The organism is Variovorax sp. 278MFTsu5.1, assembly GCF_048305045.1.
In the GTDB taxonomy this organism is placed as follows: Bacteria; Pseudomonadota; Gammaproteobacteria; order Burkholderiales; family Burkholderiaceae_C; genus Variovorax; species Variovorax guangxiensis.
In genome coordinates, this window is record NZ_CP157622.1 from 685,247 (window position 1) to 700,461 (window position 15,215).

General features: G+C 68.8%; 14 protein-coding genes. 13 read left to right on the plus strand and 1 reads right to left on the minus strand.

Going from position 1 to position 15,215, the window contains the following annotated elements; translation table 11 throughout:
* Window positions 1-3 precede the first annotated feature (3 nt).
* The 6 genes from ABL844_RS03015 (at window position 4) to ABL844_RS03040 (ending at window position 6,485) form a co-directional block, all read left to right on the plus strand.
* A complete protein-coding gene (locus ABL844_RS03015; RefSeq protein WP_418130445.1) occupies window positions 4-984 on the plus strand; it encodes a Bug family tripartite tricarboxylate transporter substrate binding protein in 981 nt (326 codons plus the stop codon).
* Between the two features lie 40 nt (window positions 985-1,024).
* On the plus strand, window positions 1,025-1,993 hold the full coding sequence (locus ABL844_RS03020) for a Bug family tripartite tricarboxylate transporter substrate binding protein (protein WP_418130446.1): 969 nt from the start codon (window positions 1,025-1,027) through the stop codon (window positions 1,991-1,993).
* Between the two features lie 8 nt (window positions 1,994-2,001).
* Window positions 2,002-2,946, plus strand: coding sequence for an SMP-30/gluconolactonase/LRE family protein (locus tag ABL844_RS03025; RefSeq protein WP_418130447.1), 945 nt, complete (start codon window positions 2,002-2,004; stop codon window positions 2,944-2,946).
* 48 nt (window positions 2,947-2,994) lie between these two features.
* Window positions 2,995-3,921, plus strand: a complete 927-nt coding sequence (locus tag ABL844_RS03030) for a LysR family transcriptional regulator (RefSeq protein ID WP_126022206.1) — start codon at window positions 2,995-2,997, stop codon at window positions 3,919-3,921.
* A gap of 61 nt (window positions 3,922-3,982) precedes the next feature.
* Window positions 3,983-4,435: a DUF2214 family protein gene (locus tag ABL844_RS03035; protein WP_093203932.1), complete on the plus strand. Its 453-nt coding sequence runs from the start codon at window positions 3,983-3,985 to the stop codon at window positions 4,433-4,435.
* A 7-nt stretch (window positions 4,436-4,442) separates the two neighbouring features.
* On the plus strand, window positions 4,443-6,485 hold the full coding sequence (locus ABL844_RS03040; protein ID WP_418130448.1) for a spermidine synthase: 2,043 nt from the start codon (window positions 4,443-4,445) through the stop codon (window positions 6,483-6,485).
* A gap of 60 nt (window positions 6,486-6,545) precedes the next feature.
* Here the strand turns inward: ABL844_RS03040 and ABL844_RS03045 are convergent, their stop codons facing one another.
* A complete protein-coding gene (locus ABL844_RS03045; protein ID WP_418130449.1) occupies window positions 6,546-6,890 on the minus strand; it encodes a hypothetical protein in 345 nt (114 codons plus the stop codon).
* A gap of 131 nt (window positions 6,891-7,021) precedes the next feature.
* On the opposite strand from ABL844_RS03045, the gene argS reads away from it, so the two are divergent.
* From argS to ABL844_RS03080, 7 genes are all read left to right on the plus strand, one after another.
* Window positions 7,022-8,707, plus strand: coding sequence for an arginine--tRNA ligase (gene argS / locus ABL844_RS03050; protein ID WP_418118914.1), 1,686 nt, complete (start codon window positions 7,022-7,024; stop codon window positions 8,705-8,707).
* An 11-nt stretch (window positions 8,708-8,718) separates the two neighbouring features.
* A complete protein-coding gene (locus tag ABL844_RS03055; RefSeq protein ID WP_418130450.1) occupies window positions 8,719-9,495 on the plus strand; it encodes an SPOR domain-containing protein in 777 nt (258 codons plus the stop codon).
* Between the two features lie 175 nt (window positions 9,496-9,670).
* A complete protein-coding gene (locus ABL844_RS03060; protein ID WP_126022201.1) occupies window positions 9,671-10,318 on the plus strand; it encodes a thiol:disulfide interchange protein DsbA/DsbL in 648 nt (215 codons plus the stop codon).
* Window positions 10,319-10,469: 151 nt separating this feature from the next.
* Window positions 10,470-11,189, plus strand: coding sequence for a lipopolysaccharide transport periplasmic protein LptA (lptA, locus tag ABL844_RS03065; protein WP_126022200.1), 720 nt, complete (start codon window positions 10,470-10,472; stop codon window positions 11,187-11,189).
* Window positions 11,186-11,980: an LPS export ABC transporter ATP-binding protein gene (gene lptB, locus ABL844_RS03070; RefSeq protein ID WP_184640021.1), complete on the plus strand. Its 795-nt coding sequence runs from the start codon at window positions 11,186-11,188 to the stop codon at window positions 11,978-11,980. Before lptA ends, lptB begins: the two co-directional genes overlap by 4 nt.
* Before the next feature lie 21 nt (window positions 11,981-12,001).
* On the plus strand, window positions 12,002-13,600 hold the full coding sequence (gene rpoN / locus ABL844_RS03075; protein WP_418130451.1) for an RNA polymerase factor sigma-54: 1,599 nt from the start codon (window positions 12,002-12,004) through the stop codon (window positions 13,598-13,600).
* 10 nt (window positions 13,601-13,610) lie between these two features.
* Window positions 13,611-15,215 carry a phospholipase D family protein gene (locus ABL844_RS03080; RefSeq protein ID WP_418130452.1) on the plus strand — a complete coding sequence of 535 codons (1,605 nt, stop codon included), beginning with the start codon at window positions 13,611-13,613 and terminating at the stop codon, window positions 15,213-15,215.

Sequence of the window (15,215 nt, forward strand, 5' to 3'; positions counted from 1 at the left end):
CTCATGTTTTTCAATGCACGGCGCGCCTTGCTGGCGTGCGCCGCGGCCGCCGCATGGCTGAACGCCGCACCCGTCGTCGCCGACACCGCCTGGCCCGACAAGCCGGTGCGGCTCATCGTGCCCTACACGCCCGGCGGAGCCACCGACATCGTGGCGCGGCTCATCGCGCAGAAGCTCGCCGACGACACCAAGTGGACCTTCATCGTCGACAACCGCGCGGGCGGCAACGGCAACATCGGCATGGACGTGGTGGCCAAGGCAAAGCCCGACGGCTACACCATCGGCCTGGGCCAGACGGCGAACCTTGCGATAAACCCGACGCTCTTCCCGAAGATGCCCTACGACGCATTGAAGGACCTGGCGCCGGTGTCGGTGGTGGCCTCGCAACCCGTGGTGCTGGTTGTGCGCGCCGACGCACCGTTCAAGTCGCTGGCCGACCTGGTCGCCGCCGCCAAGGCCAAGCCGGGCGAGATCCGCCAGGCGCTCGCGGGCACCGGCACGCTGGGCCACATGGCCGGCGAGGTGCTCGCCAAGCGCGCGGGCTTCAAGGTGCTCAACGTGCCGTACAAGGGCGCCGCGCCGGCCATCACCGACCTGCTCGGCGGCCAGACCGACTACATGTTCGCCACGCCGCAGGGCGCGCTGTCGATGGTGAAGGGCGGTCGCCTGCGCGCGCTGGCCGTCACGTCGGCCAAGCGCCTGCCGGTGATGCCCGACGTGCCCACCGTGGCAGAGAGCTACAAGGGCTTCGAGGCGGTGGACTGGAAGGCGCTGGTCGCGCCGGCAGGCACCAGCCCCGAGATCGTGAAGAAGCTCAGTGCCGCCGTCGACAAGGCGCTGGCCAAGCCCGCGACCATCTCGCAGCTGCTGGCCGAAGGCAGCACGCCCGTGGGCGGTACGCCGGAGCAGGCGGCGCAGTACATCAAGGCCGAGCACGCGCGCTGGGGCGCGGCGGTGCGCGACGCGGGCGTGCGGCCCGAATAAGCGGGCCCTGCCCAGAAGAACAAACGAAGGAAGACAAATGATGAAGCTGCACTCCTGGCTCGCCGCCATCGCGCTCGCGGTTCCATTCATCGCCCAGGCGCAGTCGCCCGCCGGCAGCTGGCCTTCGAGGCCGGTGCGCCTCGTGGTTCCGTACGCGCCCGGCGGCACCACCGACTACGCGGCGCGCCAGATCGCGCAGAAGCTCACAGAGCAGACGGGTGTGTCCTTCTACGTGGACAACCGCGCTGGCGCGAGCGGCACCATCGGCTCCAACTTCGTGGCCAAGGCGACGCCGGACGGCGGCAGCTTCCTCATCAACGACACCACCTACGCGATGCTGCCGCACCTGTTCAAGAAGCTGCCGTGGGAGCCTGCGGACCTCGTGCCGGTGACGGCCATCGTCGATGCGCCGCTGGTGCTGGTGGTGGGTGCGAACTCGCCCTACAAGACGGTGCAGGCGCTGATCGACGACGCACGCGCGAACCCGGGCAAGCTGACCTTCGGCTCGGGCGGCGTGGGCAGTTCAACCCACCTGGGCGGCGAGCTGCTCAAGCAGAACGGCAAGCTCGCGCTGACGCACGTGCCATACAAGGGCGCGGGCGAGGCAATGCTGGGCGTGGTGTCGGGGCAGGTCGACGTGCTGGTCACCGCTGCGCCCACGGCCATTCCGCAGGTCAAGGGCGGCAAGGTGCGCGCGCTGCTCGTGACCTCGCCGCAGCGCCTGGGCGCGCTGCCCGATGTGCCGACCAGCGCCGAAGCCGGCCTGAAGGAGTTCACCGCCACCAACTGGTTCGGCATCGCCGCGCCCAAGGGCACGCCGCAGCCCATCGTCGAGAAGCTGCAGGCCGAGGTGAAGAAGGCACTGGCCTCGCCCGATCTTGCGAAGCGCTTCGCCGAGCAGGGCGCCAGCCCCGGCGGCGCTTCGACGGCGGACTTCGGCAAGTTCGTGCAAGGCCAGACGCAGAGCTGGGGCGCGGTCATCAAGGCCGCCGGCGTGCAGCCCGACTGAGCGACACCATGTGGAACCTGGACTTCCAGCCGCCCGAGGTGATCGAGGCGCGCGTGCTCACCCGCCTGCCCGACGCCTTCCGCAAGCCGCGGCGCACCGACTGGGTCGACGCCAACAAGCCCGGCCACGCGATGGACAGCTTTCTCGAAGGCCCGGTGTTCGACCGGGCGGGAAACCTGTACGTCACCGACATTCCCTACGGTCGCATCTTCAGGATCGTGCCTTCGTCGCTCGAATGGGAGCTCGTCGAGGCCTACGACGGCTGGCCCAACGGCATGGCGATCCATGCCGACGGCAGCCTCTGGATCGCCGACTACCGGCGCGGCATCCTGCGCCGCGACGCGGGCGGCGGCCCGATCGAGACGGTGCTCGGGCATCGCAACAGCGAATCCTTCAAGGGCGTGAACGACCTGAGCTTCGACCTCGAAGGACGCCTCTACTTCACCGACCAGGGCCAGACCGGCCTGCACGACCCCACCGGGCGGGTGTACCGGCTGCATGCCGATGGCCGGCTCGATCTGCTCCTGTCCAACGCGCCGAGCCCCAACGGCGTGGCGGCGAGCGCCGACGGCAAGGTGCTGTTCGTGGCCGTCACGCGCGGCAACCAGGTCTGGCGCGCGCCGCTGCTGCCCGACGGCAGCCTCTCGAAGGTGGGCGCGCTGCAGACCTTCTTCGGCACCAGCGGCCCCGACGGGCTGGCGGTCACGGCCGACGGCGGGCTGGTGGTGGCGCACGCCAGCCTGGGTGGCGCCTTCCTGCTCAACGCGCGCGGCGAGGTCACGCACATGGTCCGCAGCCCGGCAGGGCAGACCGTGACCAACATCGCCTTCCGGCCCGGCACCCGGCAGCTGGTGCTCACCGATTCGGCCACCGGAAGCGTGCTGGAGGCGGAACTGCCCGTGGGCGGCGCGCCGCTCTTCTCGCACGCCACCGACTCCCGGCATCAAGCCTAGAACCGGAAGGGCCGGTGCGGCAGGGAGCGGGGCTATAGTTCCCGCCCCATGGACCGCCTGAAGCAACTCGAATCCTTCGTCTCGGTCGCGACCCGCGGCAGCCTGACTGCCGCGGCCAAGGCCGAGGGCGTGGCGCCCGCGATCATGGGGCGCCGGCTCGACGCGCTGGAGGAGCGCCTGGGCGTCAAGCTGCTGGTGCGCACCACGCGGCGCATCACCCTCACCCACGAAGGCAGCGCCTTCCTCGAAGACTGCCAGCGCCTGCTGGCCGAGTTCGCGAACGCCGAGGCCAGCGTGAGCGCCGGCGGCCTCAAGGCCAGCGGCCATCTGCGCGTGACGGCGCCGGCCGGCTTCGGCCGCCGCCACGTCGCGCCGCTGGTGCCGCGCTTCCATGCGCTGCACCCGGAAGTGACCATTTCGCTGAACCTCAGCGACCGCGTGGTCGACGTTACCGGCGAGAGCTTCGACTGCGCGGTGCGCGTGGGCGACCTGCCCGATTCGTCGCTGGTGAGCGTGCGGCTGGCCGACAACCGCCGCCGCTGCGTCGCCACGCCGGAATTCGTGCGCCGCCACGGCAAGCCCAGGCACCCAAGCGAGCTCTCGCGCTTTGCCTGCCTCACGCTGTCGAGCGACGCCTCGCAGACGCGCGGCTGGGCCTTCCGCGTGGTCAACGAAGAAGGCAACCAGGAGCTGATCCACCTGCGCCCGAGCGGCCCGCTCGACTGCTCCGACGGCCAGGTGTTGCACGACTGGTGCCTCGCCGGCCACGGCATCGCGTGGCGCAGCACCTGGGAGGTCGAGGCCGAGATCGACGCCGGCCTGCTGGTGCCGCTGCTCGAGGAGTTCGCCGCGCCGCCCAACGGCATCTACGCGGTGTTCGCGGGCGCCAAGCACATGCCGCTGCGGGTGCGACTGTGGCTTGATTTCCTCAAGGAGCAATACGGCAACCCGGATTTCTGGGGCGGGAGGGCCTGAGGCGCACCGTCGGCGTCACAATCTGTTTGCATTTGCAACCCACGAGTAGAAAGCTCCACCGATGACGCTAGAAGCCATCCTTGCGTACCTTCACCTGCTCGCCATCCTCACGATGGTCGTCTTCATTTCCAGCGAGGCCGCGCTGTGCCGCGTGCAGTGGCTCAACGCGGCGGTGGTCGAGCGGCTGGCCAAGGTCGACATGGTCTACGGCATCGCCGCCATCGCGGTGCTCGCCACCGGCATCGCGCGCACCTGGTGGGGCGTGAAGGGCACGGCCTGGTACTGGACCAACCCGCTGCTGCACGTGAAGCTGGGGCTGTTCATCATCGTGGGGGTGGTGTCGATCTTCCCGACGCTGACCTACTTCCGCTGGCGCAAGACGCTGCGCGCCACCGGCAAGCTGCCGGCCGAGGCCGAGATCCTCAAGACCCGCAAGCTGGTGATGATCCAGGCGCACCTGATCGCGCTGATCCCGCTGGTGGCGGTGTTCCTCGCACGCGGCTTCGGCAAGTAGGCGCGGCATGGGGCGCGCCGGCATCCAGCTCCTGTTTGCCGGAACCATCTTCAGCAGCGCGTTCCTGCTGTTCCTGGTCCAGCCGCTGATCGCGAAGCAGATCCTTCCGTGGTTCGGCGGCTCGGCCGCGGTGTGGTCGATCTGCATGGTGTTCTTCCAGGTCGTGCTGCTCGCGGGCTACGCGTATTCCGACTGGGTCGCGCGCCACCTGCGCATGCGCGCGCAGGCCGTGCTGCATGTCGGGCTGCTGCTCGCGAGCCTGGCCTTCCTGCCGATCGTGGTGAGCGCCCACTGGAAGCCGGTGGGCACAGAGGACCCGGCCTGGCGCATCCTCGGGCTGCTGGCCTGCACCATCGGCCTGCCTTACTTCCTGCTCTCGACCACCGGGCCGCTGGTGCAGTCGTGGGTGGCGCGCACGCCGTGGGGCGCGCAGGTGTACCGGTATTTCTCGCTGTCGAACCTGGCCTCGCTGCTGTCGCTGCTGAGCTACCCGGTGCTGATCGAGCCGCGCAGCACGCTGCTGCAGCAGGCGCACGGATGGTCGTGGGGGTACGGCGCGTTCGCGCTGCTGTGCGCGGGCACCACGCTGTACATGGCGCGGCGCTGGCCGCAAGACGTCCGGCAGCAGGCCGCGCCGGAGTCCGCCGACGCGCCGGCGGAAGAAAGGCCGCCGCGCGCGCTCGACTGCTTCCTGTGGCTCGCGCTGCCGGCGCTGGCGTCGTGGCTGCTGCTGGCGGTGACCAACCACATCACGCAGAACGTCGCGGCCGTGCCCTTCCTGTGGGTGCTGCCGCTGTCGCTGTACCTGCTGACCTTCGTGCTGTGCTTCGAGAGCGACCGCTGGTACCGGCGCGGCGTGTTCCTGCCGCTGGGGGCCGCCATGCTGCTGCTGTGCGCCTTCGGGCTGCAGCACTCCATCGGCGCCAACGTGCGGATCGCGCTGCCGCTGTACGTGTCGGGGCTGTTCGTGCTGTGCATGTTCCTGCACGGCGAGACCGCCCGGCTGCGGCCGGGGCCGCGTTATCTCACGCGTTTCTACCTGATGCTCTCGCTCGGCGGCGCGCTGGGCGGGGTGATGGTGGGGCTGGTCGCGCCGCATGTTCTGGCGGCGTACTACGAGCTGGGGCTCGGCCTGATGCTGACCGCGCTGGCGGCGGCGGCCGTGCTGCGCCGGCGGGCATGGCTGCGGGTGGGCTGCGTGGTGCTGGCCGCCGGCTGCACTTTCTTCCTGCTGCGGCAGATCGCCAGCGACAACCTGGGCGCGCGCAGCCTGCAGCGCAATTTCTACGGGGCGCTGCAGGTGTACGACATGAAGCGCGATCCGCCCTCGGACAGCACGCGCCAGCTGGCGCACGGATCGGTCAAGCACGGCTCGCAGTTCACCGACCCCGCACGCCGGCGCGAGCTCACCACCTACTACGGCCAGACCTCGGGCATCGGCCGCGCCATCGCCGCGGCGCCGGCCGGGCCGCGCCGCGTGGGCCTGATCGGGCTGGGCGCCGGCACGCTCGCGGTCTACGGGCGCAGCGGCGACGTCTACCGCTTCTACGAGATCAATCCGCTGGTGTTCGCGCTGGCGGACAAGGAATTCAGCTTCCTGCGCGACAGCGCCGCGCGCATCGAGCGCGTTTCGGGCGACGCCCGGCTGGCGCTGGAGCGCGAACCGGCGCAGGGCTTCGACGTGCTCGCGGTCGATGCCTTCTCGGGGGATTCGGTGCCGGTGCACCTGCTCACCGTGGAGGCGATGGACGTCTACCTGCGCCACATGCGGCCCGATGGCGTGATCGCCTTTCACGTCACCAACCGCTTCCTGGCGCTGGCGCCCGTGATCGCCAGGGTGGCCGCCGCGCGCGGCCTGCACGCGGTGCTGGTGCACGACCTGGCGGAGCAGTCCGACTGGCTGCATCGCACCGACTGGGTGCTGGTCTCGCGCGACCCCCAGGCGCTGGCGCGCGAGCCCATACGCGCGGGCGCGGCCCCGATCGCCACGGAGCCGGGGCAGAGGCCCTGGACCGACGATTTCAACAATCTGCTGGGTGCGCTGAAGTAAAAGAAAAAGGCCCGCGGACGCGGGCCTTTTTCACAGTTGTGAGCTCAGCGCGGTGCCGTTTCAGGCCTTGGCTGCGTCAGCGGTGCACTTCTTGATGAAGCTGTTCTTGGCGGCACCGGCGAGGGCCTTGCCGTTCTTGTCCACGGCCTTGGCCGCGCATGCGGGACCTGCGGCCGCCTTGGCTTCCTTCTCGCACTTCTTGATGGAGCTGGCCTTGGCGGCACCGGCGAGGGCCTTGCCGTTCTTGTCCACGGCCTTGGCTTCGCAGCTTGCGCCGCCGGCGGGGGCTGCTGCGGGGGCGGCAGCCGCGGGTGCCGCGGCCGGAGCGGGAGCCTTGTCTTGAGCCTGTGCTGCGCCGAAGGAAAGGCAGGCGCCCAGTGCGACCAGGGAAAGGAGCTTCTTCATGGTGATATGTCCTCGCTAGGTTGATTTGTGACAGGTTCCCCGCCTCGGGGCCGACCATCGTAACGGGCCAGCTCAACGATCGGATGACGATCGTCAACTGCGCCCGGGTTTGCCCCCGGTAAAATTTCCGGATGCTATTGGTCAAACAGGAGCTGCTCGCGGCGCTCGCGAACACGCTCGAATCCCTCTCGCCCGGCGCCGGCTCCAAGGCCGCGTTCGAGTCGCCCAAGATGGCCGCGCACGGCGATTTCGCCTGCACGGCAGCGATGCAGCTCGCCAAGCCGCTGGGGCGCAAGCCTCGCGAACTGGGCGAGGAATTGAGCGCGGCGCTGCTCGCCACCCCTGCGTTCGCCCAGTGGGTCGACGCCATCGAGATCGCCGGGCCCGGCTTCCTCAACATCCGCCTGAAGACGGCTGCCAAGCAGCAGATCGTGCGCGAGGTGCTGTCGGCCGGGAATACTTTCGGCCAGCAGCCGGCCACCGGCGAGAAGGTGCTGGTCGAGTTCGTCTCGGCCAACCCGACCGGCCCGCTGCACGTCGGCCACGGCCGCCAGGCGGCGCTCGGCGACGCCATCTGCAACCTGCGCGCCTCGCAGGGCGAGAGCGTGTGGCGCGAGTACTACTACAACGACGCCGGCGTGCAGATCCAGACGCTGGCCAACAGCACCCAGCTGCGCGCGCGCGGCTTCAAGCCCGGCGACGCCGAATGGCCCAGCGGCGAGAAGGCGCCTGCATACAACGGCGACTACATCGCCGACATCGCGGCCGACTTCAAGGCGAAGAAGACCGTCAAGTCGGAAGACCGCGAAGTCACCGCCAGCGGCGACATCGAGGACATCGACGCCATCCGCGAGTTCGCCGTGGCCTACCTGCGCCGCGAGCAGGACCTGGACCTGCAGGCCTTCCGCGTTCGCTTCGACCAGTACTACCTGGAGTCCAGCCTCTACACCAGCGGCCGCGTCGAGGCGGCGGTGCGCAAGCTCGTGGCCGCGGGCAAGACCTACGAGCAGGACGGCGCGCTGTGGCTGAAGTCGACCGACTACGGCGACGACAAGGACCGCGTGATGAAGAAGCAGGACGGCACGTACACCTATTTCGTGCCCGACGTCGCTTACCACATCGCCAAGTGGGAGCGCGGCTTCCACAAGGTCATCAACATCCAGGGCACCGACCACCACGGCACCATCGCGCGCGTGCGCGCCGGCCTGCAGGCCGCGGGCGAAGGCATTCCCGAGGGCTACCCCGACTACGTGCTGCACACCATGGTGCGCGTGATGAAGGGCGGCGAGGAGGTCAAGATCAGCAAGCGCGCCGGCAGCTACGTCACGCTGCGCGACCTGATCGAGTGGACCAGCACCGACGCTGTGCGCTTCTTCCTGCTGAGCCGCAAGCCCGACACCGAATTCCTGTTTGACATCGATCTGGCGCTAGCTCAGAACAATGACAACCCGGTCTACTACGTGCAGATGGCGCACGCGCGTATCTGCAAGATGATTCGGGATTGGGGCGGTGACGTTGCCTCGCTGAGTTCCGTGGATCTGTCGTCGCTGGAAGCACCGCAGGCTCAGACGCTGATGCTGCAACTGGCCAAGTACCCCGAGATGCTCACGGCCGCAGCCAAGGATTTTGCGCCGCACGACGTGACTTTCTATCTGCGTGAACTCGCGGCGAATCTCCATAGTTACTACGACGCGGAGCGCGTGCTGGTCGACGATGAGACCTTGAAGAAGGCTCGTCTGGCTCTTGTCGCCGCCTGCGCGCAGGTGCTGCACAATGGCCTCGCGATTCTCGGCGTCAGTGCGCCGAGCAAGATGTGAACTCCCTCACCATGAAGAAGACAAGAAGTCAACGCGGCAACATCGTCATCGGCCTGATCATCGGGCTGGTGCTCGGCCTGGGCGTCGCGCTGGGCATCGCGGTCTATGTGACCAAGGTGCCGATCCCGTTCGTGACCAAGACGCAGCGCGGCGGCGCCGAGCAGGACGAGGCCGAGGCCCGCAAGAACCGCGACTGGGACCCGAACGCGCCGCTCGCCGGCAAGGCGGGCGCTCCCAAGCCGGCGACGCCGGCGGCTGCGACCGGCCCGGTCAACCCCATCACCGGCGAGCCCGCCACCGGCAACACCGCCGCCGCTCCGGCCACCGCTTCGCCCAACACCGCGCCGCCGGTGCCCGTGGTGGTGGCGCCCAAGCCGCAGCGCACCGCGCCGGTGCCGGCCGAGGCCAACGCCCTGCCGCAACAATCGAACGATCCGCTGGGCGATCTGGCCCGCGCGCGTTCGGGCCAGGTCTCCGGCTCCGGCGGCACGACCACCGCGTCGGCCGCGCCGAGCAGCAGCGGCAATGCGAGCAGCGGCTCCGGGCCCGATCCCTTCATGTATTTCGTGCAGGCCGGCGCCTTCCGCACCACCGAGGACGCCGAGGCGCAGCGCGCCAAGCTGTCGCTGATGGGCGTCGAGGCCAAGGTCACCGAGCGCGAGCAGGCGGGCCGCACCGTCTACCGCGTGCGCGCCGGTCCGTTCAGCAAGAAGGACGACGCCGACCGCCTGAAGGAACGTCTGGACGGCGGCGGCATGGATTCCGCGCTGGTCCGCGTGCAGCGCTGAGCGCCGCACACAACAGCCGGAATAGCCCTCAAGCCCCGCCGGACGGCGTTTGCCGCCACCATTCGTCGCCTTTCATATCGCCTTTCGTAGCTTCGGGCGCGCCGTCGAGCAGGGGAGTGGAACTCCCCGCCGCGCGCCGGCTCAGTCTGCCGTACCAACTGGAGAACCCTTTCAAATGAAACGTCGTGACTTTTCGCTGGCCGCCACTTCGCTCGGGCTGATGTCCCTGGGTGTCAGCACGGCCCACGCCCAGGCGCGCGCCCCCAAGGCCGGTTCCGAGTACCTGGTGCTCGACAAGCGCGTGCCGGTCGACGCCCCCGCGGGCAAGGTCGAGGTGGTCGAGTTCTTCTCGTACAACTGCCCGCACTGCAACGACTTCGAGCCGACGCTGGAAGCCTGGCTCAAGACCATTCCGAAGGAGGTCTCCTTCCGCCGCATTCCCGTGCCCTTCGTGGGCAACGACGTCGAGGCCAAGCAGCGCCTCTACTACGCGCTCGAAGCCATGGGCAAGGTCGACGAGTTCCAGCCCAAGGTGTTCAACGCGATCCACGCCCAGCGCCAGAACGTGAACGGCGACGCCAACATCATTGCCTGGGCCACCGCCAACGGCCTGGACGCCACCAAGTTCAAGGAAACCTTCACCTCGTTCGGCGTGGCCAGCAAGGCCAAGCGCGCTTCGCAGCTGACCGATGCCTACAAGGTGGCCGGCGTGCCCGCTATGGCCGTGGCCGGCCGCTGGTATGTCGACGGTGAAACCGCCGGCAACATGACCAAGGTGCTTCAGGTCGTGAACTATCTCATCGGTGAAGCAAAGAAGGGCTGAGCGCCAAAAGCCGAGCCGTACCGCGCGGTTGCGCGTGTTTCTGGGAGAAAACCAGAAAGAAAGTCAAGCCCGCCTAGGCGGGCTTTTTCATCTGTGCGTGCGGGGCTGGAGCACTCAGCCGCATACAATGCCGAGCAAGTTTCGTGCCTCTATGACATTGCACTCTTACCCCACAACCCCCTTCCTGCGTCGCATCGGCCGCCTGGCCGCCGGCGCGCTGTTGCTGGCAGGCCTCGCATCGGGAGCCGTGGCGGAGACCGCCGACCGCTCCAAGCCTATGAACATCGAGTCCGACTCGATGCGCTACGACGACCTGAAGCAGACCAGCGTGTTCACCGGCAACGTTTTGGTGACAAAGGGCACGATCATCATCCGTGGCGCCCGCCTCGATGTGCGCCAGGACGCCGAGGGCTACCAGTACGGCGTGGTCACGGCGGCGCCGGGCAAGCGGGCCTACTACAAGCAGAAGCGCAACGCGCCCGACGAGTGGATCGAGGGCGAGTCGGAAGTCATCGAGTACGACAGCCGCGCCGACAACGTCAAGTTCATCCGCAACGCCGTCATGCGCCGCCTGCTGGGCGCCACGCCGAACGACGAGAGCCAGGGCGCCCTGATCGTCTACGACCAGAGCAACGACACCTACACCGTCAATGGCTCGACCGTGCCCCCGAACACCGCCGTGAACGCCTCGGCACCGGGCGGACGCGTCAGAACCATCCTCACCCCGAAGGCCGCCACCGCGCCGGCCGCGGGCGCCTCGGCCCCGGCCGGTGGTGCCAAGGCACCGCCTCCGGCAGTCACCCCGGCACCCGGCAAGGGCCTGCGCCCGAGCACCACGCTCGGAAGTGACCAGGGAGACACGCGCAAGTGATCGAATCCGCAGGAACGCAGGACGCCAACGGCGCACCGGGCAGCCGCCTGGTCGCGCGCGGCCTGAAGAAGAGCTACGGCAGCCGCACGGTGGTGAAGGACGTTTCGCTCGACGTGCAGAAGGGCGAAGTCGTCGGGCTGCTCGGCCCGAACGGTGCCGGCAAGACCACCTCGTTCTACATGATCGTGGGGCTGGTGCGCGCCGATGCCGGCGACATCACCATCGACGGCGAGCCGATCGCCCACATGCCGATCCACCGCCGCGCCCGCATGGGCCTGAGCTACCTGCCGCAGGAAGCTTCCATCTTCCGCAAGCTCACGGTCGAGGAAAACGTGCGCGCCGTGCTCGAGCTGCAGAGCGAGCCCGACGCGAAGGGCAAGATGGTGCCGCTGTCGAAGGAGCACATCGAGGAGCGCCTGAGCGACCTGCTGGCCGACCTGCGCGTAGACCACCTGCGCGATTCGCCCGCGCTGGCGCTGTCGGGCGGCGAGCGCCGCCGCGTCGAGATCGCGCGCGCGCTGGCCACGCAGCCGCGCTTCATCCTGCTGGACGAGCCCTTCGCCGGCATCGACCCGATCGCGGTGATCGAGATCCAGCGCATCATCAGCTTCCTGAAGGAGCGCGGCATCGGCGTGCTCATCACCGACCACAACGTGCGCGAGACGCTGGGCATCTGCGACCACGCATTCATCATCAGCGACGGGCACGTGCTGGCACAAGGCACGCCTTCGGAGATCGTCGACAACGCCGAGGTACGCAGGGTGTACCTGGGCGAGCACTTCCGCATGTAAGGCGCGGGGGCGGTTTCCATCATGAAGCAAGGGCTGTCCCTTCGCGTTTCGCAGCATCTGGCGCTCACGCCGCAGCTGCAGCAGTCAATCAGGCTGCTGCAGCTCTCCACGCTCGAGCTGAGCCAGGAGGTGGAGCAGATGCTCGACGAGAACCCGTTCCTCGAGCGCACAGCCGAAGAAGCGGTGCGCGAGGAATTCGGGCTCGACACAGCCGACGCGCCGGTCCCCCGCGACGACGGCGGTGAAGGCGAAGGCGAGAGCGACTTCACCCCCTCGGCCGCGAGCAGCAGCACCACCAGTTCGTCCACGGAAAGCACCGCGGCCGCCGACTCCGACGGCCCCGCCGCCGAAGTCGCCGAGCGCGAGCCCGACTGGGAAGGCGACGGCACCGTCGACATGGCGCCCGACGACAGCGAATGGGGCGGCGACGCGCCCGCGCGCCAGAACAACGCCGGCGACGACGAGCGCGCCGATGCCACCGAGCTCGCGCGCAGCCAGGAGTCGCTGCAGTCCTTTTTGCACCGCCAGGCGCTGAGCCTGCGGCTCAACGAGAGCGACAGCGCCGCGCTGCGCTTTCTCATCGAATCGCTCAACGACGACGGCTACCTCGAAGACTCGCTGCCCGCGCTGGCCTCGGGCCTGGCCGGTGACGACAACGACGAGTTCGACGACCTCGTGCACCACTTCCAGGTGGCGCTCGGCCTGCTGCAGAGCCTGGAGCCCGCCGGCGTCGGCGCGCGCGACCTCGGGGAGTGCCTGAGCATCCAGCTGCGCGCCATGGCGAGCGACGACGAGACCGAGGAAGAGGAGCTGGTCCGCAAGACCGCGCTGGCCATCTGCAAGCAGCCCATGGAGCTGCTCGCGCGCCGCGACTTCAAGCGCCTGGCCACGCTCACCCGCAGCAGCGAGGAGCTGGTGCGCTCGGCGCTGCAGGTCATCGCGCGGCTGGAGCCCAAGCCGGGCCGCAGCTTCGTCGACGTGGAACGCAACGTCGTCATTCCCGACGTGATCGTCACCAAGACCGGGCGCGGCACCAACGTGAAGTTCCGCGTCATGCTCAACCCCGACGTGATGCCGCGGCTGCGCGTGCACGACATCTACGCCGGCGCGCTCAAGTCGCACAAGGGCGAGGGCAGCCAGGCGCTGTCGCAGCGGCTGCAGGAGGCGCGCTGGTTCATCAAGAACATCCAGCAGCGCTTCGACACCATCCTGCGCGTGAGCAACGCCATCGTCGAACGGCAGAAGAGCTACTTCGTGCACGGCGAGCTCGCCATGCGCCCGCTGGTGCTGCGCGAGATCGCCGACGAGCTGGGCCTGCACGAGTCCACCATCTCGCGCGTGACCACCGCCAAGTACATGGCCACGCCCTTCGGCACGGTCGAGCTCAAGTACTTCTTCGGCTCGGCGCTGGGCACCGAGACCGGCGGCAACGCGTCGAGCACCGCGGTGCGCGCGCTCATCAAGCAGTTCGTCGGCTCGGAGAGCGTGAAGAAGCCGCTGTCGGACAGCCAGATCTCCGAGATGCTGAAGGAGCAGGGCATCGAGTGCGCGCGCCGCACCGTCGCCAAGTACCGCGAAGCATTGCGCATCGCCCCTGCCAACCTGCGCAAGGCACTCTAGAAAGAAGCCGATGAGCCATGGCCTGATGTCGCGCGCCGGGCATTGGGTCTTCGCCATGGCGGCGGTGCTGCTGTTCGCCGGCTGCGCCACCCTGCCCGACGAGGCCCCGCGCCCGCCCACCAAGACCATCGCCGTCTCGGCCGACACCGCCCTGGGCAAGATCGCGCTGGCCTCCCAGCCCGACCCCGACCTCAGCGGCTTCCGCCTGATGCCCGGCGGCGATTTCGCCTTCGACACGCGCATCCAGCTCGCGCGCCGCGCGCAGCGCACGCTCGACGTGCAGTACTACCAGATAGAGAACGACGAGACCGGCCGCTACCTGCTGCGCACCCTGCGCGACGCCGCCCAGCGCGGCGTGCGCGTGCGGCTCTTGATGGACGACCTCTACACCTCCGGCGAGGACGAGCTGCTGCTTGGCCTGGCTGCCACGCCCAACGTGGAGCTGCGCCTGTTCAACCCCTTCCCGGCCGGCCGCGGCAGCCTGCTGAAGCGCTTCACCGCCTCGCTCTTCGATTTCAGCCGCGTCAACCGCCGCATGCACAACAAGCTGTTCATCGCCGATGGCGCGATGGCGGTGGCGGGCGGGCGCAACATCGGCAACCAGTACTTCAGGCGCACCTCGGGCGAGAACTTCATCGACCTCGACACCTTCGTCACCGGCGCGCTGGTCCCGCGCCTGGGCAGCCTGTTCGACCAGTACTGGAACAGCGTCTACGTGCGGCCGATCCAGTCCGTGGTGGCCAGCGACCTGCCGCGCGAGGAACTGCAGAAGCGCTTCGAACTGGCCACCGGCCCCGACACCACGCCCCTGCCGCCGAAGCCCGCGCCCAACGACCTGCTCGGCTACAGCCCGATGGCCGAAGACCTGGACGCCGGCAAGCTCGGCCTGATCTGGACCACCGCCGAGGCTTATGCCGATTCGCCCGAGCGCGTGATCGGCAAGACGGCCTCCTACGGCGGCGTGCCGCTGCTGGACGTCGACAGCGTGCGCTACAACGTGGTCGAGCAGATGCGCCGCGCCCGCTCGGAAGTGACCATCGTCTCGCCCTACCTGATCCCGGGCGCCTCGGGGCTCGACGTGATGCGCGAGATCCGCGGGCGCAACGTGAAGATCAGCGTGGTCACCAACTCGCTGGCCGCCACCGATGAGCCGCTGGTGCACACCGCCTACCGCCGCTACCGGCCCGACATGCTCAAGCTCGGCGCCGACCTCTACGAGCTGAGCACCAAGCGCACCCGCAGCAGCGTGCGCCTGGGCCTCTTCGGCACCTCGGTGGGCCGGCTGCATGCCAAGTCGGCGGTGATCGACCAGCGCATTCTTTTCGTCGGCTCGATGAACTTCGATCCGCGCTCGGAAACGCACAACACCGAGATCGGCCTGTTCATTCGCAGCCCCGAGATGGCGCAACAGGCGCTGAAGCTCATCGACGTGCTCAAGCAGCAGGGCGCCTACAGGCTGCGCTTCGCCGACGGCAGCAACGAGTCGCGCATCGAATGGGTCAGCGACGAGGGCGGCGGCAAGGTCACCGTGCTGACCGAGGAGCCCGACTCCGGCTTCTGGGACCGGACCATGCTCGAGATCCTGGCGCCGCTGACGCCCGAGAGCCTGCTGTAG

What these genes read in the sequence shown, in the direction of transcription:
- ABL844_RS03015 (WP_418130445.1), top strand. Translation starts at nt 4, where the DNA reads ATGTTTTTCAATGCACGGCGCGCCTTGCTGGCGTGCGCCGCGGCCGCC.
- ABL844_RS03020 (WP_418130446.1), top strand. Translation starts at nt 1,025, where the DNA reads ATGAAGCTGCACTCCTGGCTCGCCGCCATCGCGCTCGCGGTTCCATTC.
- ABL844_RS03025 (WP_418130447.1), top strand. Translation starts at nt 2,002, where the DNA reads ATGTGGAACCTGGACTTCCAGCCGCCCGAGGTGATCGAGGCGCGCGTG.
- ABL844_RS03030 (WP_126022206.1), top strand. Translation starts at nt 2,995, where the DNA reads ATGGACCGCCTGAAGCAACTCGAATCCTTCGTCTCGGTCGCGACCCGC.
- ABL844_RS03035 (WP_093203932.1), top strand. Translation starts at nt 3,983, where the DNA reads ATGACGCTAGAAGCCATCCTTGCGTACCTTCACCTGCTCGCCATCCTC.
- ABL844_RS03040 (WP_418130448.1), top strand. Translation starts at nt 4,443, where the DNA reads ATGGGGCGCGCCGGCATCCAGCTCCTGTTTGCCGGAACCATCTTCAGC.
- ABL844_RS03045 (WP_418130449.1), bottom strand. Translation starts at nt 6,890, where the DNA reads ATGAAGAAGCTCCTTTCCCTGGTCGCACTGGGCGCCTGCCTTTCCTTC.
- argS (WP_418118914.1), top strand. Translation starts at nt 7,022, where the DNA reads ATGCTATTGGTCAAACAGGAGCTGCTCGCGGCGCTCGCGAACACGCTC.
- ABL844_RS03055 (WP_418130450.1), top strand. Translation starts at nt 8,719, where the DNA reads ATGAAGAAGACAAGAAGTCAACGCGGCAACATCGTCATCGGCCTGATC.
- ABL844_RS03060 (WP_126022201.1), top strand. Translation starts at nt 9,671, where the DNA reads ATGAAACGTCGTGACTTTTCGCTGGCCGCCACTTCGCTCGGGCTGATG.
- lptA (WP_126022200.1), top strand. Translation starts at nt 10,470, where the DNA reads ATGACATTGCACTCTTACCCCACAACCCCCTTCCTGCGTCGCATCGGC.
- rpoN (WP_418130451.1), top strand. Translation starts at nt 12,002, where the DNA reads ATGAAGCAAGGGCTGTCCCTTCGCGTTTCGCAGCATCTGGCGCTCACG.
- ABL844_RS03080 (WP_418130452.1), top strand. Translation starts at nt 13,611, where the DNA reads ATGAGCCATGGCCTGATGTCGCGCGCCGGGCATTGGGTCTTCGCCATG.